An 18,172-nucleotide genomic window follows, 5' to 3' on the forward strand; every position below is an offset into this window, starting at 1 on the left:
AATCTAAAAGATTGAGTGCATCTGTATGATCTATGTTTATTTCAAGGAGATTTTCTTTTTCAAAATCATCATAAATTTGATTGAAATCATCATTATTGAGATCTAAAAATGCTGCTATATCAATGATATTATCTTTCTCTTCTTCATCAAGTTTTTCATCTACGTATGCTAAAACAAACAAAAATTCCACTAATTTTAAGGATTTCTTATACTCTCCATAAGTGGCTTGTAAGAACATTTTGCAAAGAGTTTGTGAATCTTCATTTGGAGATTTTAAAATTTCATTCAAAGAATTTTTTGGATCTTCAAAGCCACTGATATTCTCGCTCATAATGCCTAATAATGAATCTATCAAGGCTTTTTTAGGAAAATTTTCTTCCAAATCTCCAAAGGTTTTTGAAGAATTTAAAAACCTACCTACCAATGCTACAAATAAGCCTTGTTCTGTTTTTCTAAGTTTGATAAGAGGATCAATATTCACATAAGGATCCAAAGAAAGATCGTAATCTTCAAATTTAGTAGGTTTAGAATTTGAATCTTTTGAGAGCGGTGTTATGGGATTTTTCAGGTATTCTTGAAGCGTTATGTATAAGTAATACACAACAGCACCTGCTAAGATTAACAAAATGATTTCCATATATATCCTTTAACGGTTTTTTAGCTTTAGCTCTAAGTCTTTCTTTTTTTTCTCTTCACGCTCTTGATTTGATTTGTATAAGCGAAGCTGTTCTTCTTTTTGTTTGCTTTGTATAGCCAATCTTTGTTCACGTTTTTTCTTCATCTGAGCAATATAATCCTCCCTTTGTGTAGGAGATTGAAACTCAATAGGCTTTACAAGCAATACAAACATCACAAAAATAAACAATACAATTGCGACAAAGCCAGAATCATCTGCGTTCATATGATACCATAGACCAGCAATCAAAGAAGCTATCAGTATCTTAATGAATATCTTCACGGGCAATTCCTTATCTATTAGCAGAGCATATACGATTATATAAAACTAACCTTATTTTTATGCAAATGCAAACCAATTTTTTTCAAATCTTTTTCGCCCATCCCAAGAAGTGCTATCTGAGGAAGAAATAAAACAGGCGTAATATCAAAATCTCTTTTATAAACTCTAGAGGATTTTTTAGCATGAGTATCAAACATCTCAAAACCTCCCATAGACAAGGTGCATAAAAAATCAATGCCCAAATCAATGCCTTCATATCTTATCACAGCAGATTGCTCCAAAGAAGAGGGTTCATTTATATCTAGCAAATGATAATAGCATTCTTTTTGAAAAATAGTTTGAATGCCTTTGAGCGAAATTTTATCAAAAAATCTTTCAACACAAATTTCACTTTCATCACAACATAACGATCCACTATAGCTAATAGTACTAAATCCGCAGAAAACTTTAGAAAAATTGATGTGAAACGCATCTATAATCATCTTATTCAGATATTTTAACTCAATACCACAATCATAAACCAAATCATATTTTTTGAGTTCTTCGTTGATGGATTGGATTGTTTGAGCACTCTTATCAAGTATATTTTTTGCATAAAGAGCATTACAATAAGCATCTTCCTCACAAAAAAGCAAAATTGCATTATTTTTGTGAGCAAGTGCCATATTATAAGCATTAGCAATCAAAAATTTACGAGGATCACAAAACCTTCCCCAATAGCCTCCATCATAACAAAATTTCATCCTGATAGTTTTTTTGTTATTTTTCTCTAAAAGAGTGCTTGAAGCAATCAATAAAGGTTCAAAATTCACTCCCTTAGCATACCCATCAAAAAGTGCGTACGCCCTAGAAGCATCTTGAATTTTATCAAGGGGTGAAAAAATATATCTACTTTCAATTTCTTTTCCAAGTTTAGCCCAAGTATTACCACTAATTGGGCATCTTGAAATTTGAGTTAGCATCGCTTGAAGTTCAAAAATCTCCTTATCAATTTGATCATTTTTGGGGTAGATAAAATCTTTCACACTCACAAAATTCATTACTCCATTTTTGATATCAGCAATACTTTCAAGAAGTCTTTTTGCTTCATTTGGATATCTTGAGAGTAGCCATTTGACATAAAGAAAAAAACCATCTCCAAAATAATCAGGATTTTTCTGAGGAGAAATAAAATTGATATTGATAAATTTATTGAATTCATTTTTTTCGCTTTGGGTTAAAAATGTGGCCGTAGCAAAAAAATTATGATAAAAATTCATCGCTGATTTTTTATCAATGAGCAGATCTTTGTAGGCATATTTGGTGGAAATAGGCTCTATGACCCACTCAGAACCAAAATGCCTCACCAAATCGATGACATTAGCATCATCAAACACACTGATGCCATTAATCTTTAATGAAATATTTTTGTCATATTGGAAATTCCTTAGCGGTAAAAGCTCCAAGATATTCTTTAATGTAAAATCCTTGCGGTATTCCAACGTACACTTCTCATAAGTCGCCCCATAGTCTTTATCTGCGTCAAATCTAAAAACATTCAATTCAAGTTTGTTAATACTCATTTGCAAATCCTTGATTAAAGCTAATTTTTTGATTCTACCTACAAAGAGTTCAATTTCAGCTTATTTTTATATCTAGCATGATGATTTTATGCCAAAAATGTAATCTTTTTGTCATGAACATGTTCAGAATCATTTTGTGATAAAATAAGACAAAAAGAAGGGCTCTATAAATGAATGAAAGATACTGTCCGCTATGTGGAGAAAACCATTGTGAAATCAAAACAAATATACAAAAAAAGGATTTAGTTTTTTTGTATGAGAATGCCTTTGGTGTGAATGTGGATAGATTGATTGACTCCGATGTTGATTATATGCACTGCACTAGTTGCGATTTAAGATTTTTTTTGAATAAAAAAGGTCAAATGCCAACAGGCGACAATGATTTTTATAATTCTTTAAACCAACTTCCTTGGTATTATATGGAAGAAAAAAATGAATATCAATACGCCAAAAATTTTATCAAGGATTCTGATAAGGTTCTAGAAGTTGGATGCGGCAAAGCAGCTTTTGCAAAATTCCTTTGTACAAAAGATTACACGGGATTAGAATTTAGCACACAGGCAAAAAAATTAGCTCTCCAAAATGGTGTGAACATAGAAAATATATCTATTCAAGAATACTCTAGCAAATATCCAGAATCTTTTGATGTGGTTTGTAGTTTTCAGGTTTTAGAACACGTTAGCAACCCTAGAGAATTCATAAAATCCAAGCTAAAAATCTTAAGGGGGGGGGGGGCAATGATAATTGCAGTGCCAAGTGAAGAAAGTTTTTTAAAAGATTGTGTGAATGGAATCTTAAATATGCCACCTCATCATACGAGTAGATTTTCAGATAAAAGCCTAGAAAATATCGCAAAAATTTTTGATCTCAAACTCCGTGATATTTATCACGAAAATATTCAACCTGAACATATTGATATGTATAAATCCATTCAATGGGCAAAAAAATTCCTCCCTACTCCTATGATTGATAAGGGAGTTATGCGCAAATTCATCAATAAATTTGGACTATTTGGAAAAAGATTTATACAAATACCTCCCAATGCCTATGGTCATAGTGTTGTAGCTGTGTATGAAAAACCATAAGTATCCAAAAATATCCATCATCACCGTGGTCTATAATGATGTGCATAATATTGCCAAAACAATCGAATCTGTGCTCTCCCAAGACTATCCAGATATAGAATACATCATTGTTGATGGAGATAGCTCAGATGGAACAAAAAATATTATTCAAAGCTACATAGATGCCAAGTCCTCTGTTTTCAAACACTCCATTACTAAATTTATTAGCGAAAAAGACAGGGGGATCTACGATGCAATGAACAAAGGCATCGATATGGCTACTGGAGAATGGTGTAATTTCATGAATAGTGGAGATAGGTTTTATGAGCATTCAACAATCACGAAATGTTTTGAAAAATACCAAGAAGCAATAAAAGCAAATGGGGGGGGGGGATATAGCGTGATTTATGGTGATAGCGAACTTTTTTATGATAAATTCAATCAAAAAATTATCCATTCAAAATCAGCAAACCATAAATACCACCATCGCTTTGTCCATCAATCTGCTTTTATTGATTTAAACATAATGAAAAAATACCACTACAATAATCGCTTTAAAATTGCTGGTGACACAGATTTTTTCACAAAAATATTCAATTCAGGGCATCTGTTTAAAAAAATTGATGTGATTATCGCTACTTTTAGTCTAGATGGGATTTCAGCTAAGCCAAGCCTTGAAATGCTTTTAGAAGATATGAAAATCACCTATCAGTACAATCGTTTCTATCCAATGTTTTTATGCATTAGATATATTTTTTATATATTGCCAAGATTTTATCTACGATCTATTTTGCCAAAATCAATCAAAAATAAATTACGAATCACTTTTGGCAAAAATTCACTCTAAATTTTGATAAAATACACCCAGAAGAAAGAATGAGGATAAGATGGACGCTATCTATGGTGACACAAGTTTTATAAATGAGGGAAAATACCTTAGGATTCCTGCTAAGAAAAAATCTAAATATATTATGCCTTTTTGTCATCAAAGCGTATTTGTAAAAACAGAACTTCTGAAGCAACATCATTTTGATACCTCTTTTAAAATTTGTGCGGATAATGATTTTTTTATGAAAATTCATCATCAGGGACACCAGTTTTATAAAGTTGATGAGATTGTTGCTATTTATGACATGTGTGGAGCTTCAGCAAAAAGTCCCTTCAGGGGGTTTTTTGAAAATCTTCGTATTGCTCAAAAATATAATAAATTCTCTTTCATATTTTGTATGCCTAAATTATTTTCATTAGGACTAAAATACATCATCAAATCCATCATTCCAAACTCTATGGTAGTAAAAATAAAAGCTAGATTTTATGAAAAATCCTAAAATTTCCATCATCATTCCCGCATATAATGTTGAAGAATCCATAACTAGAACCCTAGATTCTTGCATCTCTCAAAGTCTTGAAGAAATAGAAATTATCATCGTAGATGATTGCGGAAATGATAGCACTATCCACATAGCACAAGGATATGTCCAAAAAGACCCCAGAATCTATATCTTACATAATCCTAAAAATTTAGGAACATTCCGTGCTAGATTTGAAGGTGCAAAAATTGCAAAAGGAGAATACATGCTCTTTTTAGATGGGGATGATTATATAGAAAAAAGAACTTGTGAAATCCTCTATACAAAAGCTATTCAAGAGTATGTGGATATCGTATTTTTTGGAATAAAATTTTTCCCAAAAAAACTAAGCAAAGCTCCTATTAAAAACATCACAAAAACACTAAAAAACGAACAGGTATTAAAAGAAACTTTTCTTAACTCCTCTACCCCACCTTGGAGTATCTGTGGAAAATTATACAAAAGAGAACTTATTTTTAAAACTATCAAAAACTTAAGCTTTATTGATGAACATCTTGTGATGGCTGAAGATCTTTTGCAAAATTTTGCTCTCATCACACTAGCAAAAAGCTCTATTGGAATAAGAAACAAACTCTATGTGTATTGTGAGAGCAATTCCTCTATTACTAGAAATATCAAAACTAGAGATAAAAAAATAGCTAATTTAAAAAGAATTATTGATCTTTTCAATGAATTAGAAAATAAAGATGAATTAACCTTAAATCCATATTTCTATGATGCCAAAAACAAGGTTCAAACTATTTTACTCTCAATTATAGAACTAGAATATCGCTATGATGATGGGGCAAATTTATCCTATCTTAAGGCTTGTGTGAAATCTCTTAGCTATCATAAAAAATGGCAAACTTATTTTAGAATAGCACTATTCATATTGAGTTTTGGAAAAATTAAACTATAGTGAGAAGAAATGAATAATATTGAATTTTGTCTTCTGGGAAAAGCTGATGATACTAATCCATCATCAATTCCTTTAGATCAGATTAAAAGATGGCAAGAAGATAAAATCCTTACGTATTTGGGATCCACTAATGATGTCAGGGATTATATAGCAAATGCAACCTGTATTGTTCTTCCTAGTTACAGAGAAGGTATCCCGATCTCGCTCCTAGAAGCATTATCGATGGAAAAACCCATCATCACTACTGACGTGCCAGGATGCAAAGAAATTATCTTCGATAAAAAACCTCACGGAAATTTCTATGTCGGAGCAAATGGTATCTTATGCCAACCCAAAAATATCCAATCCTTGCAAAACGCTATTGATTTTTTTCTAAATCTAAGTGCTGATGCTAAAATAAAAATGGGGATGGAAGGGAGGAAGTATGTTCAAAGAGAGTTTGATGTTAAAAATATCATTGATTTTTATCAAGATAAAGTGCGCTTCTTAGAGCCAAAATCATCTATTGTTTTTATTTCTAATACCTCCTTTGGAATGCATCACTTCAGATTAGAAGTTTTAAGAACTCTCAAAAAACTAGAATTCTCTATCCATATCTTAGCCCCAGAAGATGAAAGTACTGCAAAGCTTCTGCAAGAAGGATTTTATCACCACCCTATAGATTTAGATCCCAAAAGCCTCAATCCCCTTAAAGACATGAAGACCTTATTTCAGATAAAAAAAATACTAAAAGAGCTCAAACCCTCTATGAGTTTTAGCTACACTATCAAGCCTGTAATTTATGGCTCTTTTGTTTGCAATCTTCTAAAAATACCAAATATCGCTATGATTACAGGGCTTGGCTATGTATTTGTTCAAGAAGGAATAAAGAAAAAATTTCTAAAATTTTTGGTTTCAAGAATGTATCAAGCTGCCCTACTAAGAACCTCTGAAGTTTGGTTTCTCAATCCTGATGATGAAAAAGAATTTGTGGAAAATAAAATCATTCCAAAAAATAAAACATTCATTCTTAAAGGTGAAGGAGTAAATACAGAGCATTTTTCGCCTCGCCCAAAAAACTCTAATAAAATTATTTTTCTTCTCATAGCTAGAATGATTTGGGATAAAGGCATTGGAGAATTTGTGCAAGTAGCAAAAAATCTAAAATCTTCAAAAACAACCAAGTAAAGAAATATAGCTATGCACACTACAGGGGCTTAAGTTGAATTTGTAATTTATTTCTGTATAATCACGCAATCAAATTTTACAATCAAAGGTAATATAATGGCAAGGAAATGTTTTTTTACGGGTAAAGGTCCTATGGTAGGCAATAATGTTAGCCACGCAAACAACAAAAGCAAAAAAAGATCTCTCCCGAATCTAAGAAGTGTCCGTATCAAACTTGAAGATGGTTCATCTTTTAAAATAAAAGTTGCAGCTTCAACACTCAGAACAATGAAGAAAAAATCCTAAGTGAGAACTCTAAAGACTTACTCAAATAGAGGATAGCAATGCCTTGTTTATGAAATTAAAAAAACTCCTCCATTGGGGAAGTAACGCCAAGCCCGATATTGATCTAAGGCCTGAACTATACGAACAATTCAAAGCCTTTAGACTTCCTCTTATACTGATTCAGGTTTTTATTCTTATAGGGACTCTAGGCTATCTAGGGCTAGAGAACTACAGCCTTATTCAAGCATTCTTTCAGGCTTCTTATACTTTTACAAATACAGGGTTTGGTGCACTCAATGAATCAAATTTTGGTCCCTTATCTATTCTTTTTACTTCATTTTTAACTGTTAGTGGTGTTGGTATCACTGGTTTTAGTGTCGCATTCATCATCAGTATTATCAACAATGGAACTTTAACAAGGCTCATCAAGGAGAAAAAAATGGTCAATAAAATTGCAAGATTACGAAACCACTATGTGATCTGTTATCACAATGAATACACCATCGAGTTGAGCAAACAATTTAGAGATGCTCAAATCCCTTTTGTTGTAGTGGATAATCGTCCTGATTTTGACAAAGAAGCACTCAAACACAAATATCCATACTACATCATTGGGGATCCTCATACAAATATCGCTATGCTAAAAACTCATCTATCTAGTGCTAAAGGAATCGTGACTTTTTCAAAAACTCCATCAGATAATATTGCCCTGATTGTTTCTGTGAGATTATTTGAAAAAGAACTGAGCAGAAGGCCTTATTATATTATTTCAAGTGCAGATACTGAAGAGGATGTAGAAAAACTTAAAAAACTAGGTTCAGATACCGTCGTCTCACCTACAAAATTGATGGCACAAAGAATCAGTGCAATGGCCATACGTCCTGATATGGAAAATCTACTAGAACGTTTTGTATATAAAAAAGATACTCCTTTAGATCTTGAAGAGGTAATCGTTCCTAAATATAGTTGGCTAGTATTACATAAACTCAAGGAAGCTCATTTTAGAGAAATCACAAAAGTATCCATCATTGGTATCACTCAAAAAGATGGCAAATATATTCCTATGCCTGATGGAGAAGCAATCATTGCAAGTGAGGCGAAACTCTTGATGATTGGTACCTCTAATGGAATACGTGAAACCAAACGCTTTATCACAAAAAAGCAAAAACCAAAAGAACTTGATTATGTATGATGATATTTGAATTTGTACCTAATATTCTTCTTCAAGATTTCTAGCTAACTTTTAAACGTGATACAAAAAGAAAATAAATAAAACAGTAAAACCTAAAATATATGAACTATTGTAGGTTTCATCAAGAAAATCTATTTCTTTATAGACTCCTTATTTTGGCTATCTCATCACGCAATCTTGCAGCTTCTTCAAAATCTAATCTTTTAGCAGCATCTAACATTTTTTTGCCTAGCTCTTTAACAATTGAATCTCTCTCTGCTTTTGGTATCTTGGATTTTTTGAGAGCTTTTTCATACAACTTTGCATTCGCACTAGATTCTAATCTGAGTTCTTCTTCAAGATTTCGAGCCACTGATTTGGGTGTAATACCGTTGGCTTTATTAAATTCTTCTTGCTTGGAGCGTCTGTAATCTGTAATTTCCATAGCCCTTTGCATACTTCCTGTGATTTTTTTGGCATATAAAAGAACTTTTCCATTGATATTCCTAGCTGCCCTACCCATCGTTTGAATCAAACTAGTTTCGCTACGCAAAAAACCTTCTTTATCTGCATCCATAATCGCTACCAAACTCACTTCAGGGAGATCAAGTCCCTCTCTTAGGAGGTTTATTCCTACGAGAATATCAAACTCACCCAAACGCAAATTTCTAATAATATGGTTGCGCTCTATCGCATCAATTTCACTGTGCATATATTGCACTTTTAATCCTAGTTCAGAGTAATATTTGCACAACTCCTCTGACATTTTTTTTGTCAAAGTTGTGATTAAAACACGTTCTTTTTTTGCCACTACCTTTTTAATCTCATCATAGAGATTTTCTACTTGAGTATCACTATCTCTAACCTCATAAATAGGATCAAGCAACCCTGTTGGACGAATAATTTGCTCAGCAATATTGGATTTGGAAAGTTCAAGTTCTAAATTTGCAGGGGTTGCAGATACGAATAAATAATGGGGAGCCTTATTGATAAACTCATCAAATTTCAAAGGACGATTATCTAATGCAGAAGGAAGGCGAAATCCATATTCAACTAAAACACTTTTTCTACTCATATCACCTGCATACATAGCACCAAACTGTGGCAAACTTACGTGAGATTCATCTACGATGACTAAATAAGGCTTGTTTTTTTGCTCAAAATAATCTGTCAAACTATAAGGAGTCTCGCCAGGTGCTTTTCCTGTGAGATGTCTAGCATAATTTTCAATCCCCTTACAAATACCACTTGCAGCAATCATCTCCAAATCAAATTCTGTTCGCCCTTTTAATCTGCTGTGCTCAACCATCCTCCCTTCTTTCTCAAAAAATCTCAATCGCTCATCTAATTCTTCTTCAATATTTTTCAATGCTAGGTTTAAACGTTCTTGCCCCACTATAAATTGATTTGTTGCATACAATACATAAGAATCTAATTTTTTAACTTCCTTACGCTCAATACTATCAAAAATCCCTATCCTCTCTATCTCATCTCCAAAAAATTCCACTCGAATAAATTCAATCTCATTGTATGCAGGAAAGATATCCACACTCTCTCCTTGTGCTCTAAAGTTTCCCCTATCAAAAAAATTATCATTTCTGCTATATCCCATATCCACAAGTTTGAGTAAAAATTCCTTGTAATTACGCTTTTCTCCAACTTCAATTTTTTCAATCATCCCAAGATATTCAATAGGATTTCCTAAACCATAGTTTGCTGAAACACTTGCGATAACAATCACATCATCATAAGCCAAAAGAGAAGTGGTCGCAGAAAGTCGCAATCTTTCTAAGTCGTCATTAATAGAGCTATCTTTTTCTATAAATAAATCTCTACGGGGGATATAAGCTTCTGGCTGATAATAATCAAAGTGAGAAATAAAATACTCTATATGATTTTTTGGAAAAAAACTCTTGAATTCACTATAAAGCTGTGCACATAAAGTTTTATTGTGGCTCATAATCAAAGTTGGCATATTCAATTTAGCAATGATATTTGCCATTGTATAGGTTTTACCACTTCCTGTAACTCCTATTAGAGTTTGATATTGATTGCCTTTTATAATACTTTGAGAGATTTTATCAATCGCTTGAGGTTGATCTCCTGCTGGAGAATAGCTAGAATTGAGTATGAAATTTGACATTATGATTCCTAAAACTCTGAATTATTAGCTACAATTATACTTCAATTCTTACATGTTATGACGTCTTAGGAGTTAAAATGTCGTTGATAGAAAAGTTAAGTGAAAAAATAGATTTACTATTAGAAAAAACAAATACTCAAGAAATAGAAAATCAAGAGCTAAGATTAAAAATCGCCACCCTAGTGGCACAAAATGAAGAAAAAGACAAACAGATATCCATGCTCTATGAAGAAATTGCAAACAAAGACAAGGATGTTGGAAATCTGTATGAAAAAATCCAAGAAGTATTAGAAAAATGAATCAAGAATCCATAGAAATCAGGATCTATGACAAAATTTTCAAACTCAGTCTTGATAATTTTACTAAAGAGGCTGCAGATGAGATCAAAAAAACCTTTGAGAATCAGGATATGAAACTCATTGAACTGATACAAAAATACCTCAGCAAAGTTCAAGAATGTTCAGAACTAAATAATCAATTAAAGAGCTTATTACAGAAAATTCCTTCATGAATTATTATGAAATAGCTCCATTAAAGCTAAACTCTCCTGTACTGACTTATGAGGCTATGGAAACTTTTCATAAAGGCGATATCCTTGATATATCTATCAAGAACAAAATCACACAAGGAGTTGTTTTAAACTCTTGTAAAAAACCTGATTTTTTGTGTAAAAAAGCCCAAAGCACCTCTTATTACTTTGGAAAAAATCAAATTATCTTAGCAGATTTTATTGCACAGTATTATTGTTGTACTTATGGGGAAGCTTATGGATTGTTTGTTCCATTTTCTAAAGACACAACCTCTTGTAGCCCAAAAAACTCACAATACTATCCCAAACCTTTGAATGAACTTCAAAAAAAAGCAATAGAATCTATCAATAAAAAACCTCTAAATCTCCTCTTTGGAGATACAGGGAGTGGAAAAACAGAAATTTATATCCACCTCATCATACAAACGCTCAATCAAGATAAAAGTGTCATTTTTTTAATGCCCGAAATTTCATTAACTCCACAAATTGAAGCAAGACTCAAAGAAGTATTTGGAGAAATAGTAGGAATATGGCACTCCAAAATCTCAGGTAAAAAAAAATCCATCCTTTTAGAAAATATCAAAGAAGGTAGGATTAAAATCATCGCTGGAGCTAGGAGTGCTTTATTTTTGCCAATATCAGATCTAGGGCTCATTATCGTTGATGAAGAACATGATGATGCTTATAAATCACAACAAAAACCCAGATATAACGCTAGAGACATTAGCCTTTATTTGGGGAATAAAAATCAAATAAAGGTTTTATTGGGATCTGCAACCCCTAGCGTTCATAGCTATGAAAACGCAAAAAAAAATAATTATTTGATACGATTGCAAGGAAGGCATTTCCAAACCAAAAAAGAGATCCTCTTTGAAAATGCACCTACACAAATCACCCCCATTATCTTAGAAAGTCTAAAAATAGCCCTTGCTAAAAAAGAACAGGTGATTATTTTTCTGCCTACACGAGGGAATTTCAAAACTATCTTATGTCAAGAATGTGGATATAGCATAAAATGTCCATTTTGCAGTGTTGATATGAGTTTGCATTTGAATAAAAAAATGCTCTCTTGTCATTACTGTGGATATTCATTGCCTATCATCTCAGAATGCCCGAATTGTAAAAATCATGAGCTAAGTGCTCAGCGTATTGGCACAGCACAAATCTGCAGCGAACTCAAAGAACTTCTCCCTGAGGCATCTATAGCTATCTTTGATAAAGATCACACTAGCACTCAAAACAAACTCAAGAATATTCTCAATGATTTCAATAAAAATAAAATTGACATACTGATAGGCACACAAATGATTGCCAAAGGGCACGATTATCACAAGGTCAATCTAGCTATCATTTTAGGCATAGATTATCTTTTAAGAGGTGGGGATTATAGATCTTGTGAATACTCCATTTCATTGCTCCATCAAATCGCAGGAAGAAGTGGGCGAAAAGAAAATGGCAAAGTAATTATTCAGAGTAGAAATAGCGAATTTTTAAAAAATTTTATCGGGGATTATGAAAAATTCTTGAACTTTGAACTTGAAAATCGAAAGGATTTCTATCCTCCTTATCGCAAACTTGCTATGCTTCATTTTTCTGATAAAAATGAACAAAAGGTGATTAAAAATACCGAAGAAATTGTTTTTGAGTTAAATAAATTGATTTGTAAGATGAATCTAGAGGATGATATCAATATCGTAGGTTATGGAAAATCAGGAATAGAAAAAATAGCTTCAAAATATCGTTATCATATTTTTTTACGCTCAAAATCACATAAAGGACTATTGAAGGTGCTGAACAAAATCAGCACCTACTCACAAAAAATAGGATTTGAAATAGATATAGACCCTATTCATATGCTATAAATCACTTCATCATTTCCTTGTAAGGGCCGAATTGATGTTGTTTTTGAGAAAAATTATCATTATAAGGACCAGTAACCGCATCTAGAGGCTTGACTCTTCTATCAGGGAAATCTTTTTCTAGTCCAGCTTTCACAGGTCTTGGTTGTGAATTGATGTAAGCACTAACATCATAAGCTTGTTCATCAGTTAAATCAGGGTTACCCTTTGGCATATTGGCTTTAATATATGAAGCCGCCTTTAACTCACGATGCATACCCGCTCCTGTATTAAAGCTATCTTTACCCCATAGTGGTGGGAATATATAATAGGCACCTTCTGGTGATTCATTTTTCAAGCCTTGTCCATCAGCTTGATGACAAGCGACACATTTTTCTTCAAATACAATCTTTCCTTTTTTGGGATCTGCAGCTCTATCCATAAGCTCCATTTTTATAAGTCCTTGACCTTTTATTTTAGCACCCACAGGGATACCTTGAGAGAGCCATTGCATATAAGTAACCATTGCTTTCATTTCTTTTGATCCTAATGGAAGAGACTTCCCATTAAGGCTTCTTTGCATACAACCATTGATTCTATCTTCTAAAGTGCTAATGCTATCACCTCTAGATGTGTATTGAGGAAACCTACCCCAAATTCCAACAAAACCAGATGCGTTCTGCTTAGTTCCGCCCGCTGCGTGACAGCTAGAACAAGATAAATTGCTGCCTGCATATCTCATTTTCGGATTCTTGGCAGTTGGTCCTATATATTTTGAAGTTTCATTTAAGATTTTATTACCCAAAACAACCATTTCAGTATATTTTGAGTTCTTTGGCATTTTACTCTCATCTATATACCCATCTTCTTGCATCGCTGCAGGTAACTTCCATTCTTGAGTAGGCAATTCAATGCCCATCGCTCCTTTTTCTTTGCTTAGTTTTTTATCAAAGCCAAAACCCACAGTGGCTATCAGTGGTAAAAGCATTAGTATTTTCAATCCTGATCGTTTCATTTTATCTCCTTTTTAAATCTGCTTAGATTAAACAACATCTCTTTAAACATAAAATTAATAAGAATTTTACACTCTAGGATTTAAATCCTAGATTTTTTTCTCCATCAAAACTCCCGCTCTGTTCTTTTTTTATTTCTTCAATAAAATCCTCTTTTTCAAACACTGGATTATTTCTAGTAGCTACTTTATAGGCAGTATTTTTAATCACTAGGGATATTTGTCCCCCACTTAATGAGTATTCACTCAATGCTAAAGCGAGCGATTTGATGGTGTTCGATTTACTATATTTGGCATTTTTTGGAAGGTATTTTTCCCAAAGAGTAACCCTTTGATCTACTGATGGTTTTTTGAATTCAATTTTATAATTAAACCTTCTTGAAAAAGCTGAATCTATGGTTTCTAAAAGATTTGTTGTGGCAATTAAAATTCCTTCAAATTTTTCAATCTGTTCTAAAAAAATATTTTGCATTTGATTGTGCATTTTTTCTGCACCCCCTCCACTACTCACACGCACACTCAAAAACTGATCCGCCTCATCTAGCAAAAGTATAGGATTATTTTTAAGTTTTTTGGCAATATCTTTATAGCCATCAAAGATCTTGCGAACATTTTTTTCTGACTCCCCAACATACATAGAAAGAATTTTCGAGCAATCAAAGCTAATCACAGGTTTTCTCAAACTTTTAGCAATCCCTAAAGCAGTGATAGTTTTACCTGTTCCTGCAGGTCCATAAAAAATAATCCGTGCATCAATACCTTTATTTTTTTCTTTGATTCCCCATTCTTTTAAACGTGCAATAACACTTGAATCTACCTGTTTTAGCAAGGCTTCAAGAGTTTCTTTTGTCCTAGGGGCTAATACAACCTCATCAAGACTAACTTTTGGATCTAAAATCTCAAAAATTTCTTGCTCTTTAACTAGAGATTGAAGCGTGATTTTTGGCTTTTTTTTCTTACGATTTGGATGCATCACTTTCTCTAGTATTTCTTCAGGAATAAAAAATGTCCTGCTTATCCCGCCAAAAGGACTGAGCATTTCATCATAATCTACCAAATTTTTTTCCACTAGATTGCTTTTTTCATCAAGCAAGGAGCGATTTTTAATTCTTTCATACTCATCTCCGCTCACCAAGTCTATCAGACTATTCATATCTCGTAAATTCTCATCTCCTCCAGAATACTCTTCTTTTAAAAGAGCAAAAAAGATAATCTCTTCTTTAGGATTGAGGGAATTTTCTTTTATAAGAAGTCGTACCTGCATCGGTGTTTTGGTGATTTTAAGACGGGAAAGTATCCTTTCTTCTAAAAGTTTGAGTCGATGTTGCGTCCTAGAAAGCGAGGCTGAAGATAATTTTTGAAAACTATATCCAAGCTTTTGAAGTAAATCAATACGCAAAAATTGATCTTTGAGATATTCAAGATGATCCTCATAGGGACTGATTTCTGGAAGTTCTAAATTCAAAGTACCATCTTCTAAAAGCTTAAGAAAACTAGGGCTCAAAGCAATATTGGAATTCAGTAATTCTAGCAAGGCAAGTTCTTTAATCCCTGCTGATATAAAACCTGCTTGAACAATCCAACCAAGCTCTAAGAGATTTTTTACTTTAGGCAAAAACTCAAGCAATTCAACATCCTTACCACCAAAAACATTCCCAATCATAGCAAGAACGTTGAATTCATCATTCCCTTCGATCAAACCTTGTGCCATATACCGAAGCATTTGTGCTTGAGATTCATCACATCTTAAATGTGCATAAATAGTGGTTTTTTCGATATTTTTTGACTGAATAAAATCAACATAATGTTTCAAAACGATTCCTTTTTTATAAAACTCAAATGACTATTTTCAAAATATTCTACAGGCTCCATATGAACAATAATATCCCATTTTTTTGATAAATCTATTTTTCTAATACAAACCTCTAAATCATCGGTTATCTGGTGTGCTGATAATAGGGTAATATCTCGCGGAAAAATCAAATCAACCACTACAAAAATTCTCTCTGCAACAACACGAGTTTTTAGATTTCTATATCCTAAAATGGGACTATTTTTGAGGATTTTTAACACATCATTTTGAGTGTGCTCATCTAAAGCTTTATCTAGGAGCATAAAAACCCCTGATTTTATAATTCCTAAGCTACTGTAAGCAATATAAAGAGCTATCAATATTCCAAAAATAGAATCTATCCAATAAAAACTAGTGAACTGGATAATCACTAAGGAAAGTAGAATTGCTCCATTACTGAACAAATCACTCTTGTAATGCAAAATATCAGTTTTGATGACCTCATTTTTTGTTGTCTTTGCAATTTTACTCAAAAATATTATCAAAACACCTACCACTATAATACTCAAAATCATCACCCATATTGCAATTTTAGTATCTGTTAATGGGATTTTAGAATCTAAATGCAAGATTGATTTATAAAAAATATACCCTGCTGAAAAAAGTATAACGATGCCTTCAATAGTTGTGGCGATGTATTGAATCTTTGCAAAACCATAGTTAAAATCTTTATTGGCGGGTTTTTCTGCTTCTTTTAGGGCAAAATAATTAAATGCGGACATACAAATATCCAATAAAGAATCAATTGCACTTGCCAAAACAACTATCGACCCTGTGCTAATGGCTACAAAAAATTTGATAGCCGCCAAAACAACGGAGGTAAAAGTAGCGATCATTGCTGCTTTAATAGGAGTGAAAAATCTCATATCATATTCTTTAATCATCTATCAATTTAAATCCTATCATCTTCTTTTGATTGATTTTTATCTCTTGGGGTGAAAATAATAGGGGTTCCAACAAAACCAAATTTTTCTCTCATAAAATTCACCAAATACCTTTTGTAGCTAAAATGTAAAGATTTCGGACGATTCATGATTAATGCAATTTTTGGAGGACAAGTATCATATTGCGTGGCATAGTAAATCTTTACAATTTTTCCATGATCACTAGGAAGCAGATGTCTTCTGGTTGCCTGTGAAATCGTTTCATTTAAAACACTTGTAGGGATGCGATAAGAAAAGTGCTCATAAACTTCTAAAATCTTTTCTTTAAGTTCTTTGATGTGTCTATGCGTGTTCGCACTAAGGGTAAGAACTGGAGCATATTCTAAGAATCTAAACTTTCTTTTAAACTCACTCATAATCTCTTGATACTCACTGTGTCTTATATCCCATTTATTGAGTACTACAATAACCCCCAATGAATATTTATCCACCAAAGAACTTATCCTCTCATCAAGCTCAACAAAAGGAGTGCTAACATCTAATACAAGCAATGCAATATGACTTTTTTCCAATATCTTTTGAGTCCTATCAAGAGCGTATTTTTCAATACCCTCTATCTTGCTTTTACGTCTGATTCCAGCGGTATCTACAAAACAAACCTCCTTATCTTGAATGTTTATTTTTTCATCAACAGGATCAATAGTGGTTCCAGCCACCTCGCTAACAACACTTCTTTCTTTCCCGATCAGAGCATTTAGCAAAGAGCTTTTGCCTACATTTACTCGACCTATAATCCCTACATTAATTTGATTTTCAAAAACTTCTCTCTCTTGTGTGTCTTCTTGTGAATTCTGGATAAAATCCAAAATGTCTTCTTGTTCATCTTCATTTATAATAAAATTTTCTTCTAATCCTAATTTAAATAAAATCCCCTCAATTAGAGTTTTGACTCCACGATTATGGCTCACGGAAATAAAATATAGATCTTTTGTGCCAAAAGAATTAAAATCATAGGCAAGTTGTTTTTCTTTATCATTATCGATTTTATTGACTACCAAAAAGCATTTCTTATTGATTTTGCTTATCTGTCTGAAAAGTTTTTTATCATCATCTTGGGGGATAAGCTTCCCATCTACCAAATAAAGAACTATGTCAGCTTCTTTGGCACTCTTTAAACTGAGTTCTTTGACTTTTGAAAACAACAGAGTACTTTCATCAATTCCCCCTGTGTCAAAAATCTCAAATTCATTGCCCTCAATAGAAGCTATTTTTCTATTCACATCCCTTGTGGTACCTGAAACTTCAGATGTGATAGCAATGCGTTCTTTTATTAAACGATTAAATAAAGAGCTTTTGCCTACATTTGGTTTGCCTAAAATTGCGATTTTTTTCATCAATATGCTTCTCTTTTAATGATATTTTTCTTATAATTTTATTATAGTGTGGATATGAAATAATAG

General features: G+C 32.8%; 18 protein-coding genes. 10 read left to right on the forward strand and 8 right to left on the reverse strand.

What is annotated here, in order from left to right:
• The 3 genes from BKH42_RS07525 to BKH42_RS07535 all read right to left on the reverse strand — a co-directional run.
• Window positions 1–637, reverse strand: a 637-nt coding sequence (locus BKH42_RS07525; RefSeq protein ID WP_095296005.1) for a TerB family tellurite resistance protein, incomplete at its 3' end; no start/stop codon positions are given.
• A 9-nt stretch (window positions 638–646) separates the two neighbouring features.
• Window positions 647–958, reverse strand: a complete 312-nt coding sequence (locus BKH42_RS07530) for a hypothetical protein (protein WP_095296006.1) — start codon at window positions 956–958, stop codon at window positions 647–649.
• 35 nt (window positions 959–993) lie between these two features.
• Entirely contained in the window at window positions 994–2,520 is a 1,527-nt protein-coding gene (locus tag BKH42_RS07535; protein WP_095296007.1) for a DUF5644 domain-containing protein, read from the reverse strand.
• 170 nt (window positions 2,521–2,690) lie between these two features.
• Here BKH42_RS07535 and BKH42_RS07540 point away from each other — a divergent pair, with 170 nt between their 5' ends.
• The 7 genes from BKH42_RS07540 (at window position 2,691) to BKH42_RS07570 (ending at window position 8,475) form a co-directional block, all read left to right on the forward strand.
• Window positions 2,691–3,605 (forward strand): class I SAM-dependent methyltransferase, encoded by a 915-nt coding sequence (locus BKH42_RS07540; protein ID WP_095296008.1) that lies wholly within the window; start codon window positions 2,691–2,693, stop codon window positions 3,603–3,605.
• On the forward strand, window positions 3,592–4,431 hold the full coding sequence (locus BKH42_RS07545; RefSeq protein WP_095296009.1) for a glycosyltransferase family 2 protein: 840 nt from the start codon (window positions 3,592–3,594) through the stop codon (window positions 4,429–4,431). The genes BKH42_RS07540 and BKH42_RS07545 overlap by 14 nt, the downstream gene beginning before the upstream one ends.
• Before the next feature lie 40 nt (window positions 4,432–4,471).
• Entirely contained in the window at window positions 4,472–4,912 is a 441-nt protein-coding gene (locus tag BKH42_RS07550) for a hypothetical protein (protein ID WP_095296010.1), read from the forward strand.
• On the forward strand, window positions 4,899–5,852 hold the full coding sequence (locus tag BKH42_RS07555; protein WP_095296011.1) for a glycosyltransferase family 2 protein: 954 nt from the start codon (window positions 4,899–4,901) through the stop codon (window positions 5,850–5,852). The genes BKH42_RS07550 and BKH42_RS07555 overlap by 14 nt, the downstream gene beginning before the upstream one ends.
• A gap of 9 nt (window positions 5,853–5,861) precedes the next feature.
• Entirely contained in the window at window positions 5,862–7,019 is a 1,158-nt protein-coding gene (locus tag BKH42_RS07560; protein WP_095296012.1) for a glycosyltransferase, read from the forward strand.
• Window positions 7,020–7,115: 96 nt separating this feature from the next.
• Entirely contained in the window at window positions 7,116–7,304 is a 189-nt protein-coding gene (gene rpmB / locus BKH42_RS07565) for a 50S ribosomal protein L28 (RefSeq protein ID WP_095296013.1), read from the forward strand.
• Window positions 7,305–7,353: 49 nt separating this feature from the next.
• Window positions 7,354–8,475, forward strand: coding sequence for an NAD-binding protein (locus tag BKH42_RS07570; protein WP_180674014.1), 1,122 nt, complete (start codon window positions 7,354–7,356; stop codon window positions 8,473–8,475).
• Between the two features lie 139 nt (window positions 8,476–8,614).
• Here the strand turns inward: BKH42_RS07570 and uvrB are convergent, their stop codons facing one another.
• Window positions 8,615–10,597, reverse strand: a complete 1,983-nt coding sequence (gene uvrB / locus BKH42_RS07575) for an excinuclease ABC subunit UvrB (RefSeq protein ID WP_095296015.1) — start codon at window positions 10,595–10,597, stop codon at window positions 8,615–8,617.
• Window positions 10,598–10,674: 77 nt separating this feature from the next.
• Between uvrB and BKH42_RS07580 the strand changes: the two genes are divergently transcribed.
• The 3 genes from BKH42_RS07580 to BKH42_RS07590 are packed head-to-tail and all read left to right on the forward strand — an operon-like array spanning window position 10,675 to window position 12,988.
• Window positions 10,675–10,896, forward strand: coding sequence for a DUF904 domain-containing protein (locus BKH42_RS07580; protein WP_095296016.1), 222 nt, complete (start codon window positions 10,675–10,677; stop codon window positions 10,894–10,896).
• A complete protein-coding gene (locus BKH42_RS07585; protein WP_095296017.1) occupies window positions 10,893–11,108 on the forward strand; it encodes a hypothetical protein in 216 nt (71 codons plus the stop codon). Before BKH42_RS07580 ends, BKH42_RS07585 begins: the two co-directional genes overlap by 4 nt.
• On the forward strand, window positions 11,105–12,988 hold the full coding sequence (locus BKH42_RS07590) for a primosomal protein N' (RefSeq protein ID WP_095296018.1): 1,884 nt from the start codon (window positions 11,105–11,107) through the stop codon (window positions 12,986–12,988). The genes BKH42_RS07585 and BKH42_RS07590 overlap by 4 nt, the downstream gene beginning before the upstream one ends.
• Before the next feature lies 1 nt (window position 12,989).
• Here the strand turns inward: BKH42_RS07590 and BKH42_RS07595 are convergent, their stop codons facing one another.
• The 4 genes from BKH42_RS07595 to der all read right to left on the reverse strand — a co-directional run bounded on the left by BKH42_RS07595 (window position 12,990) and on the right by der (window position 18,106).
• Window positions 12,990–13,979 (reverse strand): c-type cytochrome, encoded by a 990-nt coding sequence (locus BKH42_RS07595; RefSeq protein WP_095296019.1) that lies wholly within the window; start codon window positions 13,977–13,979, stop codon window positions 12,990–12,992.
• 73 nt (window positions 13,980–14,052) lie between these two features.
• On the reverse strand, window positions 14,053–15,789 hold the full coding sequence (locus BKH42_RS07600; protein WP_095296020.1) for an ATP-binding protein: 1,737 nt from the start codon (window positions 15,787–15,789) through the stop codon (window positions 14,053–14,055).
• Window positions 15,786–16,712 (reverse strand): cation diffusion facilitator family transporter, encoded by a 927-nt coding sequence (locus BKH42_RS07605; protein WP_095296021.1) that lies wholly within the window; start codon window positions 16,710–16,712, stop codon window positions 15,786–15,788. Before BKH42_RS07605 ends, BKH42_RS07600 begins: the two co-directional genes overlap by 4 nt.
• Window positions 16,713–16,720: 8 nt before the next feature.
• Window positions 16,721–18,106 carry a ribosome biogenesis GTPase Der gene (der, locus tag BKH42_RS07610; RefSeq protein WP_095296022.1) on the reverse strand — a complete coding sequence of 462 codons (1,386 nt, stop codon included), beginning with the start codon at window positions 18,104–18,106 and terminating at the stop codon, window positions 16,721–16,723.
• Between the last annotated feature and the right edge of the window lie 66 nt (window positions 18,107–18,172).

Source organism: Helicobacter sp. 13S00482-2, assembly GCF_002272795.1.
Classification (GTDB): Bacteria; Campylobacterota; Campylobacteria; order Campylobacterales; family Helicobacteraceae; genus Helicobacter_J.

What these genes read in the sequence shown, in the direction of transcription:
- BKH42_RS07535 (WP_095296007.1), bottom strand. Translation starts at nt 2,520, where the DNA reads ATGAGTATTAACAAACTTGAATTGAATGTTTTTAGATTTGACGCAGAT.
- BKH42_RS07550 (WP_095296010.1), top strand. Translation starts at nt 4,472, where the DNA reads ATGGACGCTATCTATGGTGACACAAGTTTTATAAATGAGGGAAAATAC.
- BKH42_RS07580 (WP_095296016.1), top strand. Translation starts at nt 10,675, where the DNA reads ATGTCGTTGATAGAAAAGTTAAGTGAAAAAATAGATTTACTATTAGAA.
- BKH42_RS07555 (WP_095296011.1), top strand. Translation starts at nt 4,899, where the DNA reads ATGAAAAATCCTAAAATTTCCATCATCATTCCCGCATATAATGTTGAA.
- BKH42_RS07585 (WP_095296017.1), top strand. Translation starts at nt 10,893, where the DNA reads ATGAATCAAGAATCCATAGAAATCAGGATCTATGACAAAATTTTCAAA.
- BKH42_RS07570 (WP_180674014.1), top strand. Translation starts at nt 7,354, where the DNA reads ATGAAATTAAAAAAACTCCTCCATTGGGGAAGTAACGCCAAGCCCGAT.
- rpmB (WP_095296013.1), top strand. Translation starts at nt 7,116, where the DNA reads ATGGCAAGGAAATGTTTTTTTACGGGTAAAGGTCCTATGGTAGGCAAT.
- der (WP_095296022.1), bottom strand. Translation starts at nt 18,106, where the DNA reads ATGAAAAAAATCGCAATTTTAGGCAAACCAAATGTAGGCAAAAGCTCT.
- BKH42_RS07605 (WP_095296021.1), bottom strand. Translation starts at nt 16,712, where the DNA reads ATGATTAAAGAATATGATATGAGATTTTTCACTCCTATTAAAGCAGCA.
- BKH42_RS07540 (WP_095296008.1), top strand. Translation starts at nt 2,691, where the DNA reads ATGAATGAAAGATACTGTCCGCTATGTGGAGAAAACCATTGTGAAATC.
- BKH42_RS07590 (WP_095296018.1), top strand. Translation starts at nt 11,105, where the DNA reads ATGAATTATTATGAAATAGCTCCATTAAAGCTAAACTCTCCTGTACTG.
- BKH42_RS07545 (WP_095296009.1), top strand. Translation starts at nt 3,592, where the DNA reads ATGAAAAACCATAAGTATCCAAAAATATCCATCATCACCGTGGTCTAT.
- BKH42_RS07595 (WP_095296019.1), bottom strand. Translation starts at nt 13,979, where the DNA reads ATGAAACGATCAGGATTGAAAATACTAATGCTTTTACCACTGATAGCC.
- uvrB (WP_095296015.1), bottom strand. Translation starts at nt 10,597, where the DNA reads ATGTCAAATTTCATACTCAATTCTAGCTATTCTCCAGCAGGAGATCAA.
- BKH42_RS07560 (WP_095296012.1), top strand. Translation starts at nt 5,862, where the DNA reads ATGAATAATATTGAATTTTGTCTTCTGGGAAAAGCTGATGATACTAAT.